Source organism: Paracoccus caeni (assembly GCF_016629665.1).
GTDB lineage: Bacteria > Pseudomonadota > Alphaproteobacteria > Rhodobacterales > Rhodobacteraceae > Paracoccus > Paracoccus caeni.
In genome coordinates, this window is the sequence record NZ_JAEPRQ010000004.1 from 202,992 (window position 1) to 217,079 (window position 14,088).

Sequence of the window (14,088 nt, forward strand, 5' to 3'; positions counted from 1 at the left end):
ATCTCGGGAACGGCCCGGACGCATCCGTAGAGACCGCAGGATCAGTTGGCTGGCACGATACCCCTAGTCGTAACGAAACCACGCGCCGCCTGTCCACAAGACATCGGTCTGATACGGCAACGGCCACAGAGGGGCCGGTCAGCCGTATTGCTGCACCGGCGATCCGAACAGTGTCTCATCGGGCGAGATACCAAGCCCCGCGCGCTTCGGCAGGTCGATATAGCCATCCGTGATCCGAATGCCATTTTCGGGGTCATACGGGGTGGCGATATAGGGTTGCGCGATCCAGACACCCTCATTCAGGCGTGGCTGAACCGTCGCGCCGATCTGGGTACAGGCGGCCGCGATGATGTCACCGCCCCATGCATCGTCGCAGGTATGCGGCAGGGCACGCGCCTCGCAGATATCCCGGAAGGTTGCCATTGCGGCAAGTCCGCCGATCCGGGTCAGTTTCATACCGAAGCCATCACAAAGCCCCTGTCCCGCAGCGCGGATCACGGTCGAAAGATCCACCCCGCTTTCGTCCAGATAGATACCGTGCAACACCCGGCCTTTCAGAAGCTCGATCTCTTCCAGCGTGTTGCAAGGCTGTTCAAGGATGAAAGGGATGTCGGGACATTCCCGGCTAAGGCGCAGAACATCGCGGGCGGGCAGACTGCGGTTGCCATCAACCGCAAGCCGCACGCCGGTTCCCTTGATCCGCTCCCAAACCTTGCGGATGGTTTCAATATCGATATCCACCGGGCGGTTGCCGATCTTGATCTGAAGCCGCGGGAAACCCTGGGCAACCTTTTCTGCGGCAATCCGCGCGATCTCTGTCGGTTCACCGATGCCGGTCGCGTAATAGGACGGCACCCGCTCGCTGGCGACCCCGCCCAACAGCTCCGCCACCCGGACGCCGTAATGTTTGCCCATCAGGTCATGGGCGGCAATGTCGATCGCCGCCTTGGCGTAGTTATGACCACATAGCAGCCCATCCATCTGCCGCCGCAGCATCAGCGGTTGCAACGGGTTCGCGCCGATCAGGGCCGGGGCCATTTCGGCCAGCGCAGCGCGTGCCCCAAGGGCGTGGGACGGCGCATAGGTCGGCCCGACGGGGCAGGTTTCACCCCAACCGATCAGGCCGGTATCGGCGACGATCTTGACCAGCGTCGTCTGCAACGACCAGACGGTCGAGCTTGCAATCGTATAAGGCCCGTCCACGACCGGAAGGTCATGTGCATAGACATGGATTTCGGCGATCCGCATGGAGGGCCCCCTTGCTGATGGATGAGATGTGAGGGCGGCTATTCCGCCGCCATGGGGCGGGGCAGCGCGGTGCGCTCCATGCGGTCGGCATACCAGTCAACGAACTGGATCACGCCGCTTTCCCAGTCCGGCGAATAGGGGCCGGGCACGAAAGCGGGCGAGAAGATACCATCCTGATTGGTCTCGACGATCTCGCGATCCTCGTCATTGGTGGCGATCCAGACCTCTGTCAGGCGTTGCAGATCGTAATCCACGCCTTCAACCGCGTCCTTGTGAACCAGCCATGTCGTCGTCACCTCGGTCTCGGTCGGGCTGATCGGTGTGACACGGAAGGTCAGCGAGTGATCGGGCAGGAAGTGGTTCCAGGTGCTTGGGTAGTGAAAGACCAGAAGCGATCCTGCATCGGCAGGCGCGACCCGGCCCAATGGCTTGGTCACAGCGGCCTTGCCGTCCATCGTATAGCTGACCGCCGGAACCTCCAGCGGCATTCGTGCCAGGCGGAACTGACCGTCATCGCTCAGCAGGAACTGCGCCGGGGCACCTGCCGCCGCGCAACGGTCGAAATGCGCCTGCAACCTGCCCGAAATCGAGCCATCGGCCGAGACGCCCGCAACCTCGGGATCCAGCGGGAAGGACCGGCACAAAGCCGGGTGATTGGCCGCGCAGTGATAGCATTCGCGGTTGTTTTCCCAAACCAGCTTCCAGTTGCCTTTTTCAATGATGGAAGAGGTATGGGCGACCTTCGCATTCCTCAGGTCATGGACGGCCAGATAAGGTTCGGCCTGCCGGGCGAAATCGTCGAAATCGGGGGGCGTATCGGCAAGGCAAATATAGATCAGCCCGTTCAGATCCCGTAACGCCACGCTGCGCAGACCATGCTGGCCGGGATCGAAATCCGGGCCCATGCTATTGGCCCACAGCAGTTTGCCGTCCAGATCGTAGGTCCATGAATGATAGGGACAAACCAGCTTGGCGACCTGACCTTCGCGCGATTTGCAGATCATTGAACCGCGATGCCGACAGGAATTGTGGAACGCCCTGATCTCACCATCCCCGCCCTTCACGATGACGATCTGATACGCCCCGATCTTCAGCGTCGCATAGCTGCCCGCCTTGACCAACTGACAGGCCGGAATGGCGAATAACCACTCTTTGTAGAAAATCTGATCCAGATCCTGCTGATAGACTTCGGGAGAGATATAGAAGGGCTGTTCAAGCGCGTGCCCCTGTTTGCGGCGCTGAAGCAGTTCGGCAAGATTGGCGGTGGCTGACATGGCTTCCATCCGTGGCGTTTGTGCTGACGAAGATGTTCAGTCGGCAGCGGATGGTTGACAACGGCATAAAAATTCATCCTGGATTACTTGAGCTAATCCAAGATGTGATAAGGCTGCTGTTTATGAAACGGCCATACGACCTGTCATCCATGACCGCCTTGACCTGTTTCGAGGCTGCGGCCCGTCATATGAGTTTCAAAGTTGCGGCCAGTGAAACTAATGTCACGCCCGCCGCCGTCAGCCACCAGATCAAAGCGTTGGAACGTGATCTGGGCTGCGCGCTGTTTACCCGCCGCCATCGCGGGGTCGAACTGACCGAGAAGGGTGCCTTTCTTCTGGTCGCTCTGCAACGCAGCTTCGAGACGATCTCGGAAGCGGTGGGGCAATTGCGCGAAAGCGCAGAGACGGTCGATGTCACCATCCGAGCCTCGACCGCGGTCAGCGCGCTGTGGCTGACCCCGAAGATCGCCGCGTTCTGGAAGGTCCATCCCGCCATCACCGTTTCGCAGATCGTCAGCGATGTGCCGGGATCGGCAGGGCGGGAAGATCTGGGCATTCGCTATGCCGTTCCTCAGGATTCGGGCGAAGAATGGCGGCCGTTGTTTCAGGACCGGATCATCGCCTTGGGCACGAAGCGGTTTCAGCAGGATTACCGCATCCGTAACACGGCCGACCTGCTCAACGCGCCGCTGATCCATATGAAAATCGAAGAAAATGACTGGACCGGCTGGGCGGACTGGTTCGCGGCCTTTGGGCATCCGCCGCCGAAAGGCCGCAGCCTGCATGTGAACAACCACATGATCGCCTTGCAAGCCGCGCAGGACGATGTGGGCGCCGTTCTGGGTTGGAGCGGGCTTTTGGGTGATCTGCTGGATCAGCAGCGGTTGGTCAGGCTTGTGCCCGACAGCATGCCTTCGCCTGCCGGTTTTCATCTGACAATCCATCCACGCGCCTCGGTCGAGGCACGGCTGTTTGCCGATTGGCTGCAACAGGGTTGATCCGGAAGGGTGGCGGGACGGCGAATATACCGCCCCGACCAAGCTATCGTTACGCCAACCAGTTCATATAGGCCTGCGTTCCGCCGTTCCTCGCGGCGGCTTTTGCAGCATCGGCGTCGATGGCGGCGGCATCGGCTCCACTAGTAAGCATGTGAACCAAGGCGTCGCGGACCAGTTCGGCCTGGCCCCGCATAAGGTTGCAGGGATCAAGCTGGAAATAGCCCTTCTCGACCTCGTGTCCCCGCACGATCAGGGGCGGGTCCAGCCTCCCGAAAGCCTCGGCGAACTGGGCGGCAGAGGCTCCGGCTTTGGCGGGATCGACCCAGACTTGCAGGCGTTCCAGCGGGTTATTGGTCGGATCGGGGATGCGCATCGGAGTGATGCCGGGCAGATCGGCGATTGCTGCCTGCCACATCTGCAACGCACGCGTCTCTTCGGCGCGGATAGCGTCGTGATCGCGTTCCATCCATTGTTCCATGGCGGCAATCGCGCCTGCGATGCTTTCCTTGCCGATCTTCATGCCCCGACCAATGCCGATATTCTGCAAATAGGAGGCACGGATCAGATCCCTGCGTCCGGCGACGATCCCCGATGTCGGGCCCCCAAGGAACTTGTGGCCCGAATAGATGACGATATCCGCGCCCTTGGCCAGAAAACCCGTCAGGTCATATTCAGACGCCGCATCCACGATCACCGGCACGCCTTTGGCATGGGCAATCTCGGCAAAGGTTTCCAACGGGATCATGCCGTAATCGACGACGTGGTGCGACACCACATAAAGTGCGGCGGCGCAGGTCTCATCCAACGCGGCATCCAGTTGATAATCCTTCGCCAATGTGGATTGACCAACGGTCCGAGTGTCGCCGCCCGCCAGCGCGATGGCCTGCGATACCGGCGCGCCATATTCGCACAGATGGCCCATTTGCACCGCCACCGCCCTGCGCGGGCCGGGGTCCTGCGGCAGCGCTTCGGCGCGGGCGGGGTCCATGCCGGTGATCGCGCCTGCGACCGCCAATGTGATCCCGGCGCTGGCCGATGCGGTCAGAAATCCGGCCTCGGCCCCGGTGAGACGGGCGATCACCTCGGACGCGCGGGCCTGCATTTCGTGAATACGGGCAAAGCGCGGCATCGCCGCAGCAGTTGCCGCCGCGACCCGCTGCGTCGCAATCGAGCCGCCCAGCGAGGTCATCGTGCCCGAGACATTGACCATCCGGCCAAAGCCCTCGGCGTCGTGCCATGACCAGTCGATCGGATATTCGGTGTTTCTAAGCATCGTCTTCTCTTTCGGTTCTTGAGGTAGGTTCCATAACTGTGGTATTTGTGCCAAAATGATGGAAACGGCGAAGGTAGGTGGTATGATGGGTGCCGATCTTGCGGCAGATGAAGCGGAGGGTCCGGCGCGCCGGTCCCGCACCAGCGGCATCGACCGTTCGTTGCAGATCCTCGACATCCTGACCGAGCGTCATCAGCCGATGACGGCCTATGAATTGGCAAAGGTCACCGGCGCGCCGCCTTCCACCGTTTACAAGCTGATCGATGAGTTGGAAGAACGGGCGATGTTGTCGCGCAGTGCCGATGGCCGGGTCTGGCTGGGGCCGCGTCTGATGCGCTACGGGCTTGCCTATCGCGCGCGGATGAGCGCCTTCAGCGAGGCGGAACGCGCCATGTTCGCGCTGAATGAGCGGGTCGCCGAAATGGTGCAGATCTGTGCGCGCGACGGCGGCCTGATGCAGGTCGTCGCGATGGCCGAGGGGACCGGAGCGTTCCGCGTCACCTCGGATGTGGGCACAAGGGTGCCGCTGAACTGGACCGCATCGGGACGCTTGTTGATCGGCCATCTGCCGGATGCCGCACGTCTGGCGGTGTTTCAGGATTGCGCCCGCCCGTCGAATACCGGGCTTGCCGAAACCGATCCGGCCAAGCTTGCCCAGATGTCGCGCGAAGATTTTGTGAACGGATTGTCGGTGCAGATCGACACTTCCGAAGATCAGGTGGCGTGCATCGCGGCGCCGATCCGGGGGCTGGACGGCACCTGTGAGCTGACCCTGTCCGTGGTGATGCCGAAGCACCGGGTCCGCGACAAATTCGCCCTTGTTTCGAGCGAGGTCCGCGAAGCGGCGCTGTCCGTCGAAAGGGCGCTTGGCTTGCATCACCGCGCCTGATCCACTGCGGCGGAGGCAGCGACTTCAAAGATCGCCTCGATCTCAACCGGGATACGGTTGGGCAATGAGCCGACCCCGAAAGACGACCGCGCGTGAATCCCCGCCTCTCCAAAGATTTCCGCCAGCAGGTCAGAGGCACCGTCGATGACGAAGGGATGCCGTTCGAAATCCGGGTCCGCATTCACCAGTCCCAGCAGTTTCACCACACCGCCAACGCGGTCCAGCGAACCAAAGGCGTCGCGCAGCGCCGTCAGGATGTTGACCGCGACCAGCTTTGCATGTTCGCGCGCCTCTTCGGCGGTCACTTCGCTGCCGACCTTGCCTTGAATCAGCGTGCCATCTGCCCGGACCGGACCCTGCCCTGACACATAGATCATGTTGCCCGAACAACGGACGTTGCGGAATGAACCGATCGGCGCCGGTGCCGTCTTTGGCAGCGTGATGCCCAAGGCGGCAAAGCGGGTTTCGGGCGTGCTTGCCAGCGCGTCAGTGTCCATAAAGTTCCTCAGTTCTTTTGCAGTAGCTTTGATGGTGAGCACCCAGAAGATGCGCGTCGGGCACGCCTGTCGCGCAAAGATCGGCGACATGCGGGCAGCGGGTGCGGAAAACGCAGCCGGAAGGAGGGGCGAGCGGACTTGGGATGTCGCCCTGCAACGGCGTGCGATTGCGCGCCGCACGCGGATCGGGTTGCGGGATCGCCGAGTTCAGCGCCCGGGTATAGGGATGCGCCGAGGCCCGCTGGACCCGATTTGTCGGCCCGATCTCCATCAGGCGGCCAAGATAAAGAACCGCGACCTGATCGCAGAGATAGTTCACCACCGACAGATCGTGGGCGATGAACAGCATCGTCAGATTGCGCTTTTCCCGCAATTCCAGAAGCAGGTTCAGCACCTGCGCCTGAATCGACACGTCCAGCGCCGAGACGCTTTCATCGGCAACGATAAAATCCGGCTCCAGTGCCAGTGCGCGGGCGATGCCGATACGCTGCCGCTGTCCGCCCGAGAAAGCATGGGGATAGCGGTTCATGTGGTCCGCATTCAGTCCCACCTCTTCCAGCAGCGCGGCCACCCGGTCGCGACGATCCCGGCGGGTGCCGATGCCAAAGGCGCGCAAGCCCTCGGCGATCAGGTCGCCGACTTTCAGGCGAGGGTTCAGGGACGAGACGGGGTCTTGAAAGATGATCTGCATCCGGCGGCGCATGTCGCGCATGCCTTTTGCATCCAGCGTGGTGATGTCGGTGCCGTCAAAGCGGATCTGGCCGCTGGTCGGCTCGACCAGACGAAGCAGCGCCCGGCCTAGCGTGGTCTTGCCCGACCCGCTTTCCCCCACCAGCCCCATGATCGAGCCCCGCGGGATGTCGAAGCTGACATCTTCGACCGCGTGAACGGTGCCGGATGCGGTATCGAACCGCTTGGTCAGGTTTCGGATTTGCAAAAGCGCGTCGGTCATGCGGCCCCCGCAAAGTCGAAGATGCAGGCTGACAGATGGCCGCTGGCCTTCTCCTCAAGCGATACGGGCCGGTGGCATTCAGGTTGCGCATGGCTGCAACGGGGCGCGAAGGCGCAGCCGGATGGCAAGGCGGTCAGCGACGGGACCGATCCGGGGATCGGCACCAACCGCTCGCCATCGACCAGATCATCCCGCGGGATCGAGGCCAGCAGCCCTTGGGTATAGGGGTGGCGGGTATGGTCGAACAGATCCAGCACCCCGGCCTGTTCCACGACCGCGCCCGCATACATCACCGCCACTTGATCCGCCATTTCGGCGACCACGCCCATATCGTGGGTGATGAACAGGATCGACATGTCCAACTCCTTCTGAAGCCTGCGCATCAGGTCAAGGATCTGCGCCTGAATGGTCACGTCCAAGGCTGTCGTCGGCTCATCCGCAATCAGCAGCGCCGGGTTGCAGATCAGCCCCATGGCGATCATCACCCGCTGTCGCATACCGCCCGACAATTCATGCGGATAGGATTTGGCCCGCGCCGCCGCCCCCGGAATCTCGACCAGTTCCAGCATCTCGATCACCCGCTTGTCCCGCTGTGCCGAAGAGACATTTTCGTGCAGCAACAACATCTCACCAATCTGATCGCCGACGGTGAAAAGCGGGTTCAGCGAGGACATCGGTTCCTGAAAGATCATCGAAATACCCGGCCCTCGCATCGCCCGGTATCCTGCAGCGTCCAGCCCGGCCAGATCGACGACCGTGCCATCTGATCGGCGAAAGTTCAGCCGTCCCGACAGGATTCGCCCCGAAGGCGGCAGCAGACCCATCAGCGCCAGCGAGGTCACCGATTTGCCCGATCCGCTTTCACCGACCAGTGCCAGCGTCTTACCCCGGCCCAGCGTGAAGCTGACATCGCGCAACGCGGTCACGGTGGCAGCCCCCCGGCCAAAGCCGACGCGCAGCCCCTCGACCGACAGGATCGTGTCATCCGGCGTCTGCATCGCGATCATCCTTTCTCAGGTCTCGGGCGGCAGCCGCCGTGAGGCGGGCTTGGCGTCGTCACCCAGAACGGTCAGGCGCGGTTCGAACACCCGGCCCATCACCATGTGGTTGCCCTGACTGTCCATCACGTCGATTTCGGCATCCTCAAGATCGAAGACGGTGAAGTCGGCACGGATGCCAGAGGCCAGCCCATTGGCGCCCGACAGACCAAGGACGGATCGCGGCGCGTTGGTCGTGGCCTCCAGACAGTCCTCAAAGCTCAGCCCGACCGCCAGCAGTTTCGAGATGGTCGTGGCCATGTCATAGACGGGCTTGGCCATCGAATGCTGGTGAAGATCGGTCGAGATCGAGAACGGCCGCAGCCCGTCGGCAATCGAATCCCGCGCGGTCTTGAAGTTGAAGGACGCCCCGCCGTGGCCGATATCCATCAGGATGCCGCGCGCGGCCATATCCTGCGCCATCTGGAAGAGCGCTGCCGTATCGCGGATCGATCCTGCCGCTTTGCCGTTGAAGCAATGGGTGACGATGTCGCCGGGTGTCAGCAGCTCGAACACCTCGTCGATCAGGGGGGGCGGTTCGCCGACATGCACCATCAGCGGCAGATTGACCATTTCGGCCACGCGCTTGGCGATCTTGGCCGGGGTGATGCCCCAGCTTCCGACGATCACGCCCGATGCGCGGACTTTGATGCCGCAGATGACATCGCGATTGGCCTCGATCACGGCAAGCGTACGGTCGATGTCGATTGACCGCCAGTCGATCAGCTCTGGCACCCGGTTGCAGGCAACCAGCCCGATCGAGCCGATGTTCAGGAATGCCTTGATCGTCTCACTTGCCGGGTCGATCACATATTCCCGCAGGCCGTGAAAGCTGGCCTCGCCCGCAGACCCTGCATCGGCCATTGCGGTGACGCCGGTGGGGCGACCGGCCTCGGACGCGCGGACCGAGATATCGGTGCCGCCGTGCCAGACATGGACATGCAGATCGCACCAGCCGGGCGACAGATAGGCACCGTTCAGATCCAGCGTCTCGGCGCCCTCTGCCGGGGTGGCTGCGACATTGCCTGACGCATCGACGAAGATTTCGTCCGGAGTGGTGTCGAGGCCTACAGCTTTGAAATTGGTCAGTCTCAGCGGCACGTCAGGTCTCCTTGGCAAGTTTGGGGTCCAGCGCGTCGCGCAATCCGTCGCCGACGATCTGCAAAGACAGAACCGAAAGCGCGATGGCGAGGCCGGGAAAGAGGATCAGGAAGAAGGCGTTGTCGATATACTGGCGGCCTTCGTTCACCATGATGCCCCAGGTCGGGATCTTCGGATCGACGCCGACACCAAGGAACGACAGCCCGGCCTCGGCCAGCATGGCATAGGCAAAGATGAACGTGGCCTGCACCAGAATGGGCGACACGATATTGCGCAACACATGCGTCACCATGATCGTCGGTGTCCGGGTGCCAAGGGCCCGCGCGGCCTCGACATAAGGCAACTCGCGGATCACCAGCGTCGAGGCGCGGACGATGCGGGCAATCCGCGGGGCGTAAACGACGGATAGCGCAAGGATGACATTGCCCATCGATCCGCCGAAGATCGCCACCAGCGACAAGGCCAGAAGGATATCGGGGAAGGCCATCATCGCGTCGATAAGACGGGACAAAGGGGTGTCCAGTTTGCGGAAGAACCCGGCAACCAGCCCGATGAAGACCCCCGCCACCGAAGACAGCAGCGCCACGCCCAACCCGATGCCCAGCGAGGTCTGACCCGCGACCATCAGACGGCCCAGCACATCGCGGCCAAAGGCGTCCGCGCCCAGCATGTATTCCGCACCGGGTCCGGTCAGACGGTTCCTGACCGACATGCCGCCGATGCTGGTCAGCCCAAAGGCTGGCAACAGAAAGCAGGCCGCAACGATCAGCACGAAAACCGCAAGCGCCACCACGACCGACGGCCGTTGCATCAGCAGCTTGCGCAGGCTGGGGGGTGCTGCAGCAGAAGAAGCGGGGCCGGCCATCAGTATTTCACCCTCTTGTCAACGGCGAGGTAAAGAAGGTCGGTGATCAGGTTCACCAGCACGTAAAGCGCTGCGACGACGATCAGCGTGCCCTGAATCACCGGATAGTCCCGGCGCAGAACCGCATTCACCACCAGATTTCCCATGCCGGGCAGATTGAAGACCCGTTCGGTGACGACCGCGCCGGATACCAGCAATGCAAAGGTGAGCCCGACGACCGTGATGATGGGAATGCCCGCATTCTTCAGCGCGTGACGCAGAACCACGCGGCGTTCGGTCATGCCTTTGGCGCGGGCAGTCCGCACGTAATCCTCGCCCAGAATGTCCAGCATCGACGCGCGGGTAAAACGCAGGATCAGCGCGGAATTGGTGATGCCCAGCGTGATGGCGGGCAGGATCAGATGGCGCATCCGCTCGGTAAAACCTGCGCCCGCACCGCCATAGCCTGATGCGGGAAACCAGCCCAGATCGGTGGCGAGATAGCGTTGAAAGACCAGCCCGGTCAGAAAGCTGGGAACCGACGCGGCCAGCATCGCCGTGGTGATCGAGGTCTGATCCAGCACAGAGCCGCGTCGATAGGCGGCCCAGATCCCGATAGGGGTCGCGATCACCAGCGCCACCAGCAGCGAAAACAGCGCAAGGACGATCGTCGGCTCGGCCCGGCTGGCCAGAACCGTGGTGACCGGCTGATTGAAGAACAGCGATTGTCCCAGATCGCCCCGCAGCGCATTGGCAAGAAAGCTGCCGAACTGAGCGATGATCGGCTGATCCAGTCCCAGTCTGACCCGCAGCGCCGCCACCTCTTCCGGCGAGGCGTCGGGCCCCAGCATCAACGAGGCGGGATCGCCGGGCGCAAGGCGCACCAGCACGAAGGCGATGGTCAGCACCAGAAAGATGACGACGATCATGCCGATCAGGCGGCGAAGAAGATAGCTGCGCATGTTGATCTCGATGCGTTGCGAAAGGTGCCGTTTCGGATGGCGAAAAATCCGTCGCGCGGGCTTGCCGCGCGACCGGAAGGATCATCGTCTATTCAGCCTTGGCGGCATTCCAGAACGCGGGCCAGGGCGAGGGCACGACGCCCGACAATTTCCGCGATTTGCCCTGCACGGCGCTGAAATTGCCGATCTTGATCATGCCCACGTCGCCATAGACCTGTTCCTGCAGCTCGGCATAGATCGCCTTGCGTGCGTCGAGATCGGTTTCGCGGGTGAACCGCTCCAGAACCTCTTCCTTGTCCGGGTTGACCCAGCCTTCACGGGCGGTGCCAAATAGCGACGATGTCAACGTCGGCTCGGGCAGGAAGGGCGAGTGGGTGATATAGATGTCCCACAGATCCGGGTTGTCGCGGTTCTGCGCCAGCGTCGCCCAATCCACCACATCAAGCTGGACAGTAAAGCCAGCCATTTCCAGCGCCATCTGAGCGACTTCGGCCATCTGATAATGGAATTCATACTGGCGCGAGGTCAGGATGCGCAGCGGCTGGCCGTCATAACCGGCCTCTGCCAGATACTCGGCGGCTTTTTCAGGGTCGTTGATGTTATAAAGCTCGGTCGCGGCTTCTGTGTGCCACGGCCAGCCTTCGGGATACAAAGCGCCATCGGTCTGGAAGAACTTCTCATCCCCGAATGCCGCGAAAAGCATGTCGTCATAGGGCAAGGCCGCCTGAACCGCGCGCCGGATATTCAGATCGGTCATCAGCCCCTTCTTGTGATTGACCGCGAAAAGCGGCCAGCCAAAGGCATCCAGCAAGACGGGTTCGGCCACGTCCGAGCCTTCGATCCGGGCAAAGGCCTCGGTGGACAGGCTGTCGGCATAGTCGAACTGCCCGGACAGCAGACCCTCGACCCGCGTATTGGTGTCGGGGACAGGGATGAAGCGGATCTCGTCCGGCGTCTGGGCACGTTCGCCCGCCGCCTCGCCCGGCTGCGTATAGTCATCGAAACGAACCAACTGCGTGTATTGGTCAGGCTGATAGGCTTCCAGCTTGTAAGGTCCGGTTCCGATCGGCTCTTTGATCTCGGGGGCGATGATTTCTTCCGGGTAGATCACCGCCGCCGAATTCGAAAACGCCAACAGCGTCACCAGCGGCGCATAGGGTTCGGTCAGCGTGATGGTGATTTCCGACGGAGCGGTCGCTTCGATGCTTCCGATCTGGTCGGCAATCGCCATGCCCCGGCTGGCGACATCTTTCCAACGGCTCAAGGACGCGGCGACATCGGCGCTGTCCATGGTCGAGCCGTCATGAAAGCTGACACCCTCGCGCAGCGGGATTGTGTAGGTCGTCCCATCTTCGCTGATCGTCGGCATGTCCGCGGCCAACAGCGGCACGACCTGCCAGTTTTCATCGAAGGTATAAAGGGTCTCCAAGAAGTGCTGCGTCACGATGCTGACCACATCCTTGGTCGAGATCATCGGATCGAAGGTATCGGCGTCGCCAATGATGGCGACATCAACATTTCCCTGGGCGGCAAGCGGGCCAGCAGCGCACAGCGCAACGGCGGCAGCGCCTGCAAGGCAGGTGGCGCGGAATTTCATCTGAGGCTCCCTGTATTCTCTTATAATGTTCTATAGTCCGCAACAAGGAGTAGAGATTCGAACCTACATAAGAGTCAACTATGTTCCATAATTGCGAACGAGACGAAGCCGGGAATGTCGAATCTTAATATTCTTGCGCAAGTTGCAAAATTTGATGCGCAATTTGCCCGATGGTGAAGGTAGGCCTCTGCTTACCTTACCCTTGAGGCCTCATCGTTCTGACATTCCTCTGCCAGCGTGGGCGCTCGGAAATGCAGCTTGCTCTATGGGGTGTCCCGATGAAGAGATTGAATTTCGCCGCGCTTACCGCTTCCGCAATTCTCAGCGCCGCCCCCGGCATCGCCGAAGAAGAGCGTGCAGCCCGCGATCCCTCATCGCTGCGGCTTCAGGAAAGTTTCGATCACATCGGGGCAGAGGTCCACTCTCTGTCAAAAGACGGAAGGGATGTGTTCTACATCGATGAGGGAAGCGCCGAGGACAAGCCGGTCGTATTCATCGGCGGACAAGGCACCAGCCTTGAAGCATTTCAACTGACCGAATTCGCCCGGACAACCCGTGAAGAGTTGGGAATCAGAGTGATTTCCGTCGAGCGCAATGGATTTGGAGAATCCGAGTTCGACCCGAGCCTTGGATATAAGGATTACGCGGACGAAGTGCTGACGGTTCTGGATGATCTTGGCATCGACAAATTCGCGATCATGGCGATTTCAGGCGGTGGCGCATATGCGGCGCATCTTGCAGCAGCGGTGCCGGATCGCGTCACATCCATCCATGCAGGGGCAGCGGTATCGCGCACGCTTTCATCGCGTGCAGAGCCTGATTGCTCCCGAAGTGCTGCGGACTGGGACGAAAGCCTGTCCGCCTATACCCATAAGCCAAAGGATTGGTGGGGCGTTCCGGGGTCTCCGGTATTGGTTATTCCGGGCTGGCAGACGCGGGCCTATGCGGACGGCACGCGGTCGTTCTATGTCAGCGGACAGCTTGGCGATCCGTCAGCACTTACCCATGAATCGATGCTGGTTTGTCGGGATAATGCCGTCGTCGATACGTCGGCTGTTCAGGCGCCGGTTTATCTTTATTTCGGGGAAGCCGATCAGGCTGTGCCGGCCGAAGAGATGGAGCACTGGCAAGCAGCCTTCCCCAACATCGCGAAGGCTGTCGTTTATCCGGGTGAAGGTCACACCGTGCAGTATCGCCACTGGGACCAGATCCTCGCAGATATGGCGGGTTACGACGATCATACCGTGGTGTGCCGCGACGGCGAAAGCAAACTCATCGCAAACGAGGACGTCGCAGAAGGCGAATTCCTTGGAATTTGCGCCTGGCAGTGATCTGCATGGGAAAGGCGATATCGCAGGCGCGGGCAAAAGCTGTTTCATCTAAACGATGCATGCCGCGCCCGCGCCCGATTCAGTG

At 61.5% G+C, this 14,088-nt stretch carries 13 protein-coding genes; 3 read left to right on the forward strand and 10 right to left on the reverse strand.

The features are described 5' to 3' along the window. Nucleotides 1-138: 138 nt before the first annotated feature. Nucleotides 139-1,248: a 4-hydroxyproline betaine 2-epimerase gene (hpbD, locus tag JJJ17_RS13060; protein ID WP_200687167.1), complete on the reverse strand. Its 1,110-nt coding sequence runs from the start codon at nt 1,246-1,248 to the stop codon at nt 139-141. Between the two features lie 38 nt (nt 1,249-1,286). After that, nucleotides 1,287-2,522, reverse strand: coding sequence for an aromatic ring-hydroxylating oxygenase subunit alpha (locus tag JJJ17_RS13065; protein ID WP_200687169.1), 1,236 nt, complete (start codon nt 2,520-2,522; stop codon nt 1,287-1,289). Nucleotides 2,523-2,644: 122 nt separating this feature from the next. Between JJJ17_RS13065 and JJJ17_RS13070 the strand changes: the two genes are divergently transcribed. After that, nucleotides 2,645-3,520 (forward strand): LysR family transcriptional regulator, encoded by an 876-nt coding sequence (locus tag JJJ17_RS13070; protein ID WP_200687171.1) that lies wholly within the window; start codon nt 2,645-2,647, stop codon nt 3,518-3,520. Nucleotides 3,521-3,569: 49 nt separating this feature from the next. Here JJJ17_RS13070 and JJJ17_RS13075 read toward each other — a convergent pair whose 3' ends face one another. After that, nucleotides 3,570-4,793 carry an aminotransferase class V-fold PLP-dependent enzyme gene (locus tag JJJ17_RS13075; protein ID WP_200687173.1) on the reverse strand — a complete coding sequence of 408 codons (1,224 nt, stop codon included), beginning with the start codon at nt 4,791-4,793 and terminating at the stop codon, nt 3,570-3,572. A gap of 82 nt (nt 4,794-4,875) precedes the next feature. On the opposite strand from JJJ17_RS13075, the gene JJJ17_RS13080 reads away from it, so the two are divergent. Beyond that, nucleotides 4,876-5,682: an IclR family transcriptional regulator gene (locus JJJ17_RS13080; RefSeq protein ID WP_234464082.1), complete on the forward strand. Its 807-nt coding sequence runs from the start codon at nt 4,876-4,878 to the stop codon at nt 5,680-5,682. On the opposite strand, the gene JJJ17_RS13085 is transcribed toward JJJ17_RS13080, so the two are convergent. The 7 genes from JJJ17_RS13085 to JJJ17_RS13115 all read right to left on the reverse strand — a co-directional run bounded on the left by JJJ17_RS13085 (nt 5,670) and on the right by JJJ17_RS13115 (nt 12,672). After that, the gene (locus tag JJJ17_RS13085; protein WP_200687175.1) at nt 5,670-6,179 is read right to left on the reverse strand and encodes a RidA family protein; all 510 of its coding nucleotides are present in this window, start codon (nt 6,177-6,179) and stop codon (nt 5,670-5,672) included. The genes JJJ17_RS13080 and JJJ17_RS13085 overlap by 13 nt on opposite strands. Next, nucleotides 6,169-7,131 carry an ABC transporter ATP-binding protein gene (locus tag JJJ17_RS13090; protein ID WP_200687177.1) on the reverse strand — a complete coding sequence of 321 codons (963 nt, stop codon included), beginning with the start codon at nt 7,129-7,131 and terminating at the stop codon, nt 6,169-6,171. Before JJJ17_RS13090 ends, JJJ17_RS13085 begins: the two co-directional genes overlap by 11 nt. Beyond that, a complete protein-coding gene (locus JJJ17_RS13095) occupies nt 7,128-8,129 on the reverse strand; it encodes an ABC transporter ATP-binding protein (protein ID WP_200687179.1) in 1,002 nt (333 codons plus the stop codon). The genes JJJ17_RS13090 and JJJ17_RS13095 overlap by 4 nt, the downstream gene beginning before the upstream one ends. Nucleotides 8,130-8,144: 15 nt before the next feature. Continuing rightward, nucleotides 8,145-9,269 (reverse strand): amidohydrolase/deacetylase family metallohydrolase, encoded by a 1,125-nt coding sequence (locus JJJ17_RS13100; RefSeq protein ID WP_200687181.1) that lies wholly within the window; start codon nt 9,267-9,269, stop codon nt 8,145-8,147. 1 nt (nt 9,270) lies between these two features. Then, a complete protein-coding gene (locus JJJ17_RS13105; RefSeq protein ID WP_200687183.1) occupies nt 9,271-10,134 on the reverse strand; it encodes an ABC transporter permease in 864 nt (287 codons plus the stop codon). After that, complete coding sequence (locus tag JJJ17_RS13110) at nt 10,134-11,075, reverse strand: ABC transporter permease (RefSeq protein ID WP_200687185.1); 942 nt, start codon at nt 11,073-11,075, stop codon at nt 10,134-10,136. Before JJJ17_RS13110 ends, JJJ17_RS13105 begins: the two co-directional genes overlap by 1 nt. 88 nt (nt 11,076-11,163) lie before the next feature. Then, the gene (locus JJJ17_RS13115; RefSeq protein WP_200687187.1) at nt 11,164-12,672 is read right to left on the reverse strand and encodes an ABC transporter substrate-binding protein; all 1,509 of its coding nucleotides are present in this window, start codon (nt 12,670-12,672) and stop codon (nt 11,164-11,166) included. Nucleotides 12,673-12,923: 251 nt separating this feature from the next. Here JJJ17_RS13115 and JJJ17_RS13120 point away from each other — a divergent pair, with 251 nt between their 5' ends. Continuing rightward, nucleotides 12,924-14,003: an alpha/beta fold hydrolase gene (locus JJJ17_RS13120; RefSeq protein WP_200687189.1), complete on the forward strand. Its 1,080-nt coding sequence runs from the start codon at nt 12,924-12,926 to the stop codon at nt 14,001-14,003. Nucleotides 14,004-14,088 lie beyond the last annotated feature (85 nt).

Excerpts from the sequence above, each read along its gene's own strand:
- JJJ17_RS13080 (WP_234464082.1), top strand. The coding sequence starts at position 4,876 with ATGATGGGTGCCGATCTTGCGGCAGATGAAGCGGAGGGTCCGGCGCGC.
- JJJ17_RS13120 (WP_200687189.1), top strand. The coding sequence starts at position 12,924 with ATGCAGCTTGCTCTATGGGGTGTCCCGATGAAGAGATTGAATTTCGCC.
- JJJ17_RS13090 (WP_200687177.1), bottom strand. The coding sequence starts at position 7,131 with ATGACCGACGCGCTTTTGCAAATCCGAAACCTGACCAAGCGGTTCGAT.
- JJJ17_RS13095 (WP_200687179.1), bottom strand. The coding sequence starts at position 8,129 with ATGCAGACGCCGGATGACACGATCCTGTCGGTCGAGGGGCTGCGCGTC.
- JJJ17_RS13075 (WP_200687173.1), bottom strand. The coding sequence starts at position 4,793 with ATGCTTAGAAACACCGAATATCCGATCGACTGGTCATGGCACGACGCC.
- JJJ17_RS13110 (WP_200687185.1), bottom strand. The coding sequence starts at position 11,075 with ATGCGCAGCTATCTTCTTCGCCGCCTGATCGGCATGATCGTCGTCATC.
- hpbD (WP_200687167.1), bottom strand. The coding sequence starts at position 1,248 with ATGCGGATCGCCGAAATCCATGTCTATGCACATGACCTTCCGGTCGTG.
- JJJ17_RS13085 (WP_200687175.1), bottom strand. The coding sequence starts at position 6,179 with ATGGACACTGACGCGCTGGCAAGCACGCCCGAAACCCGCTTTGCCGCC.
- JJJ17_RS13065 (WP_200687169.1), bottom strand. The coding sequence starts at position 2,522 with ATGTCAGCCACCGCCAATCTTGCCGAACTGCTTCAGCGCCGCAAACAG.
- JJJ17_RS13105 (WP_200687183.1), bottom strand. The coding sequence starts at position 10,134 with ATGGCCGGCCCCGCTTCTTCTGCTGCAGCACCCCCCAGCCTGCGCAAG.
- JJJ17_RS13070 (WP_200687171.1), top strand. The coding sequence starts at position 2,645 with ATGAAACGGCCATACGACCTGTCATCCATGACCGCCTTGACCTGTTTC.
- JJJ17_RS13115 (WP_200687187.1), bottom strand. The coding sequence starts at position 12,672 with ATGAAATTCCGCGCCACCTGCCTTGCAGGCGCTGCCGCCGTTGCGCTG.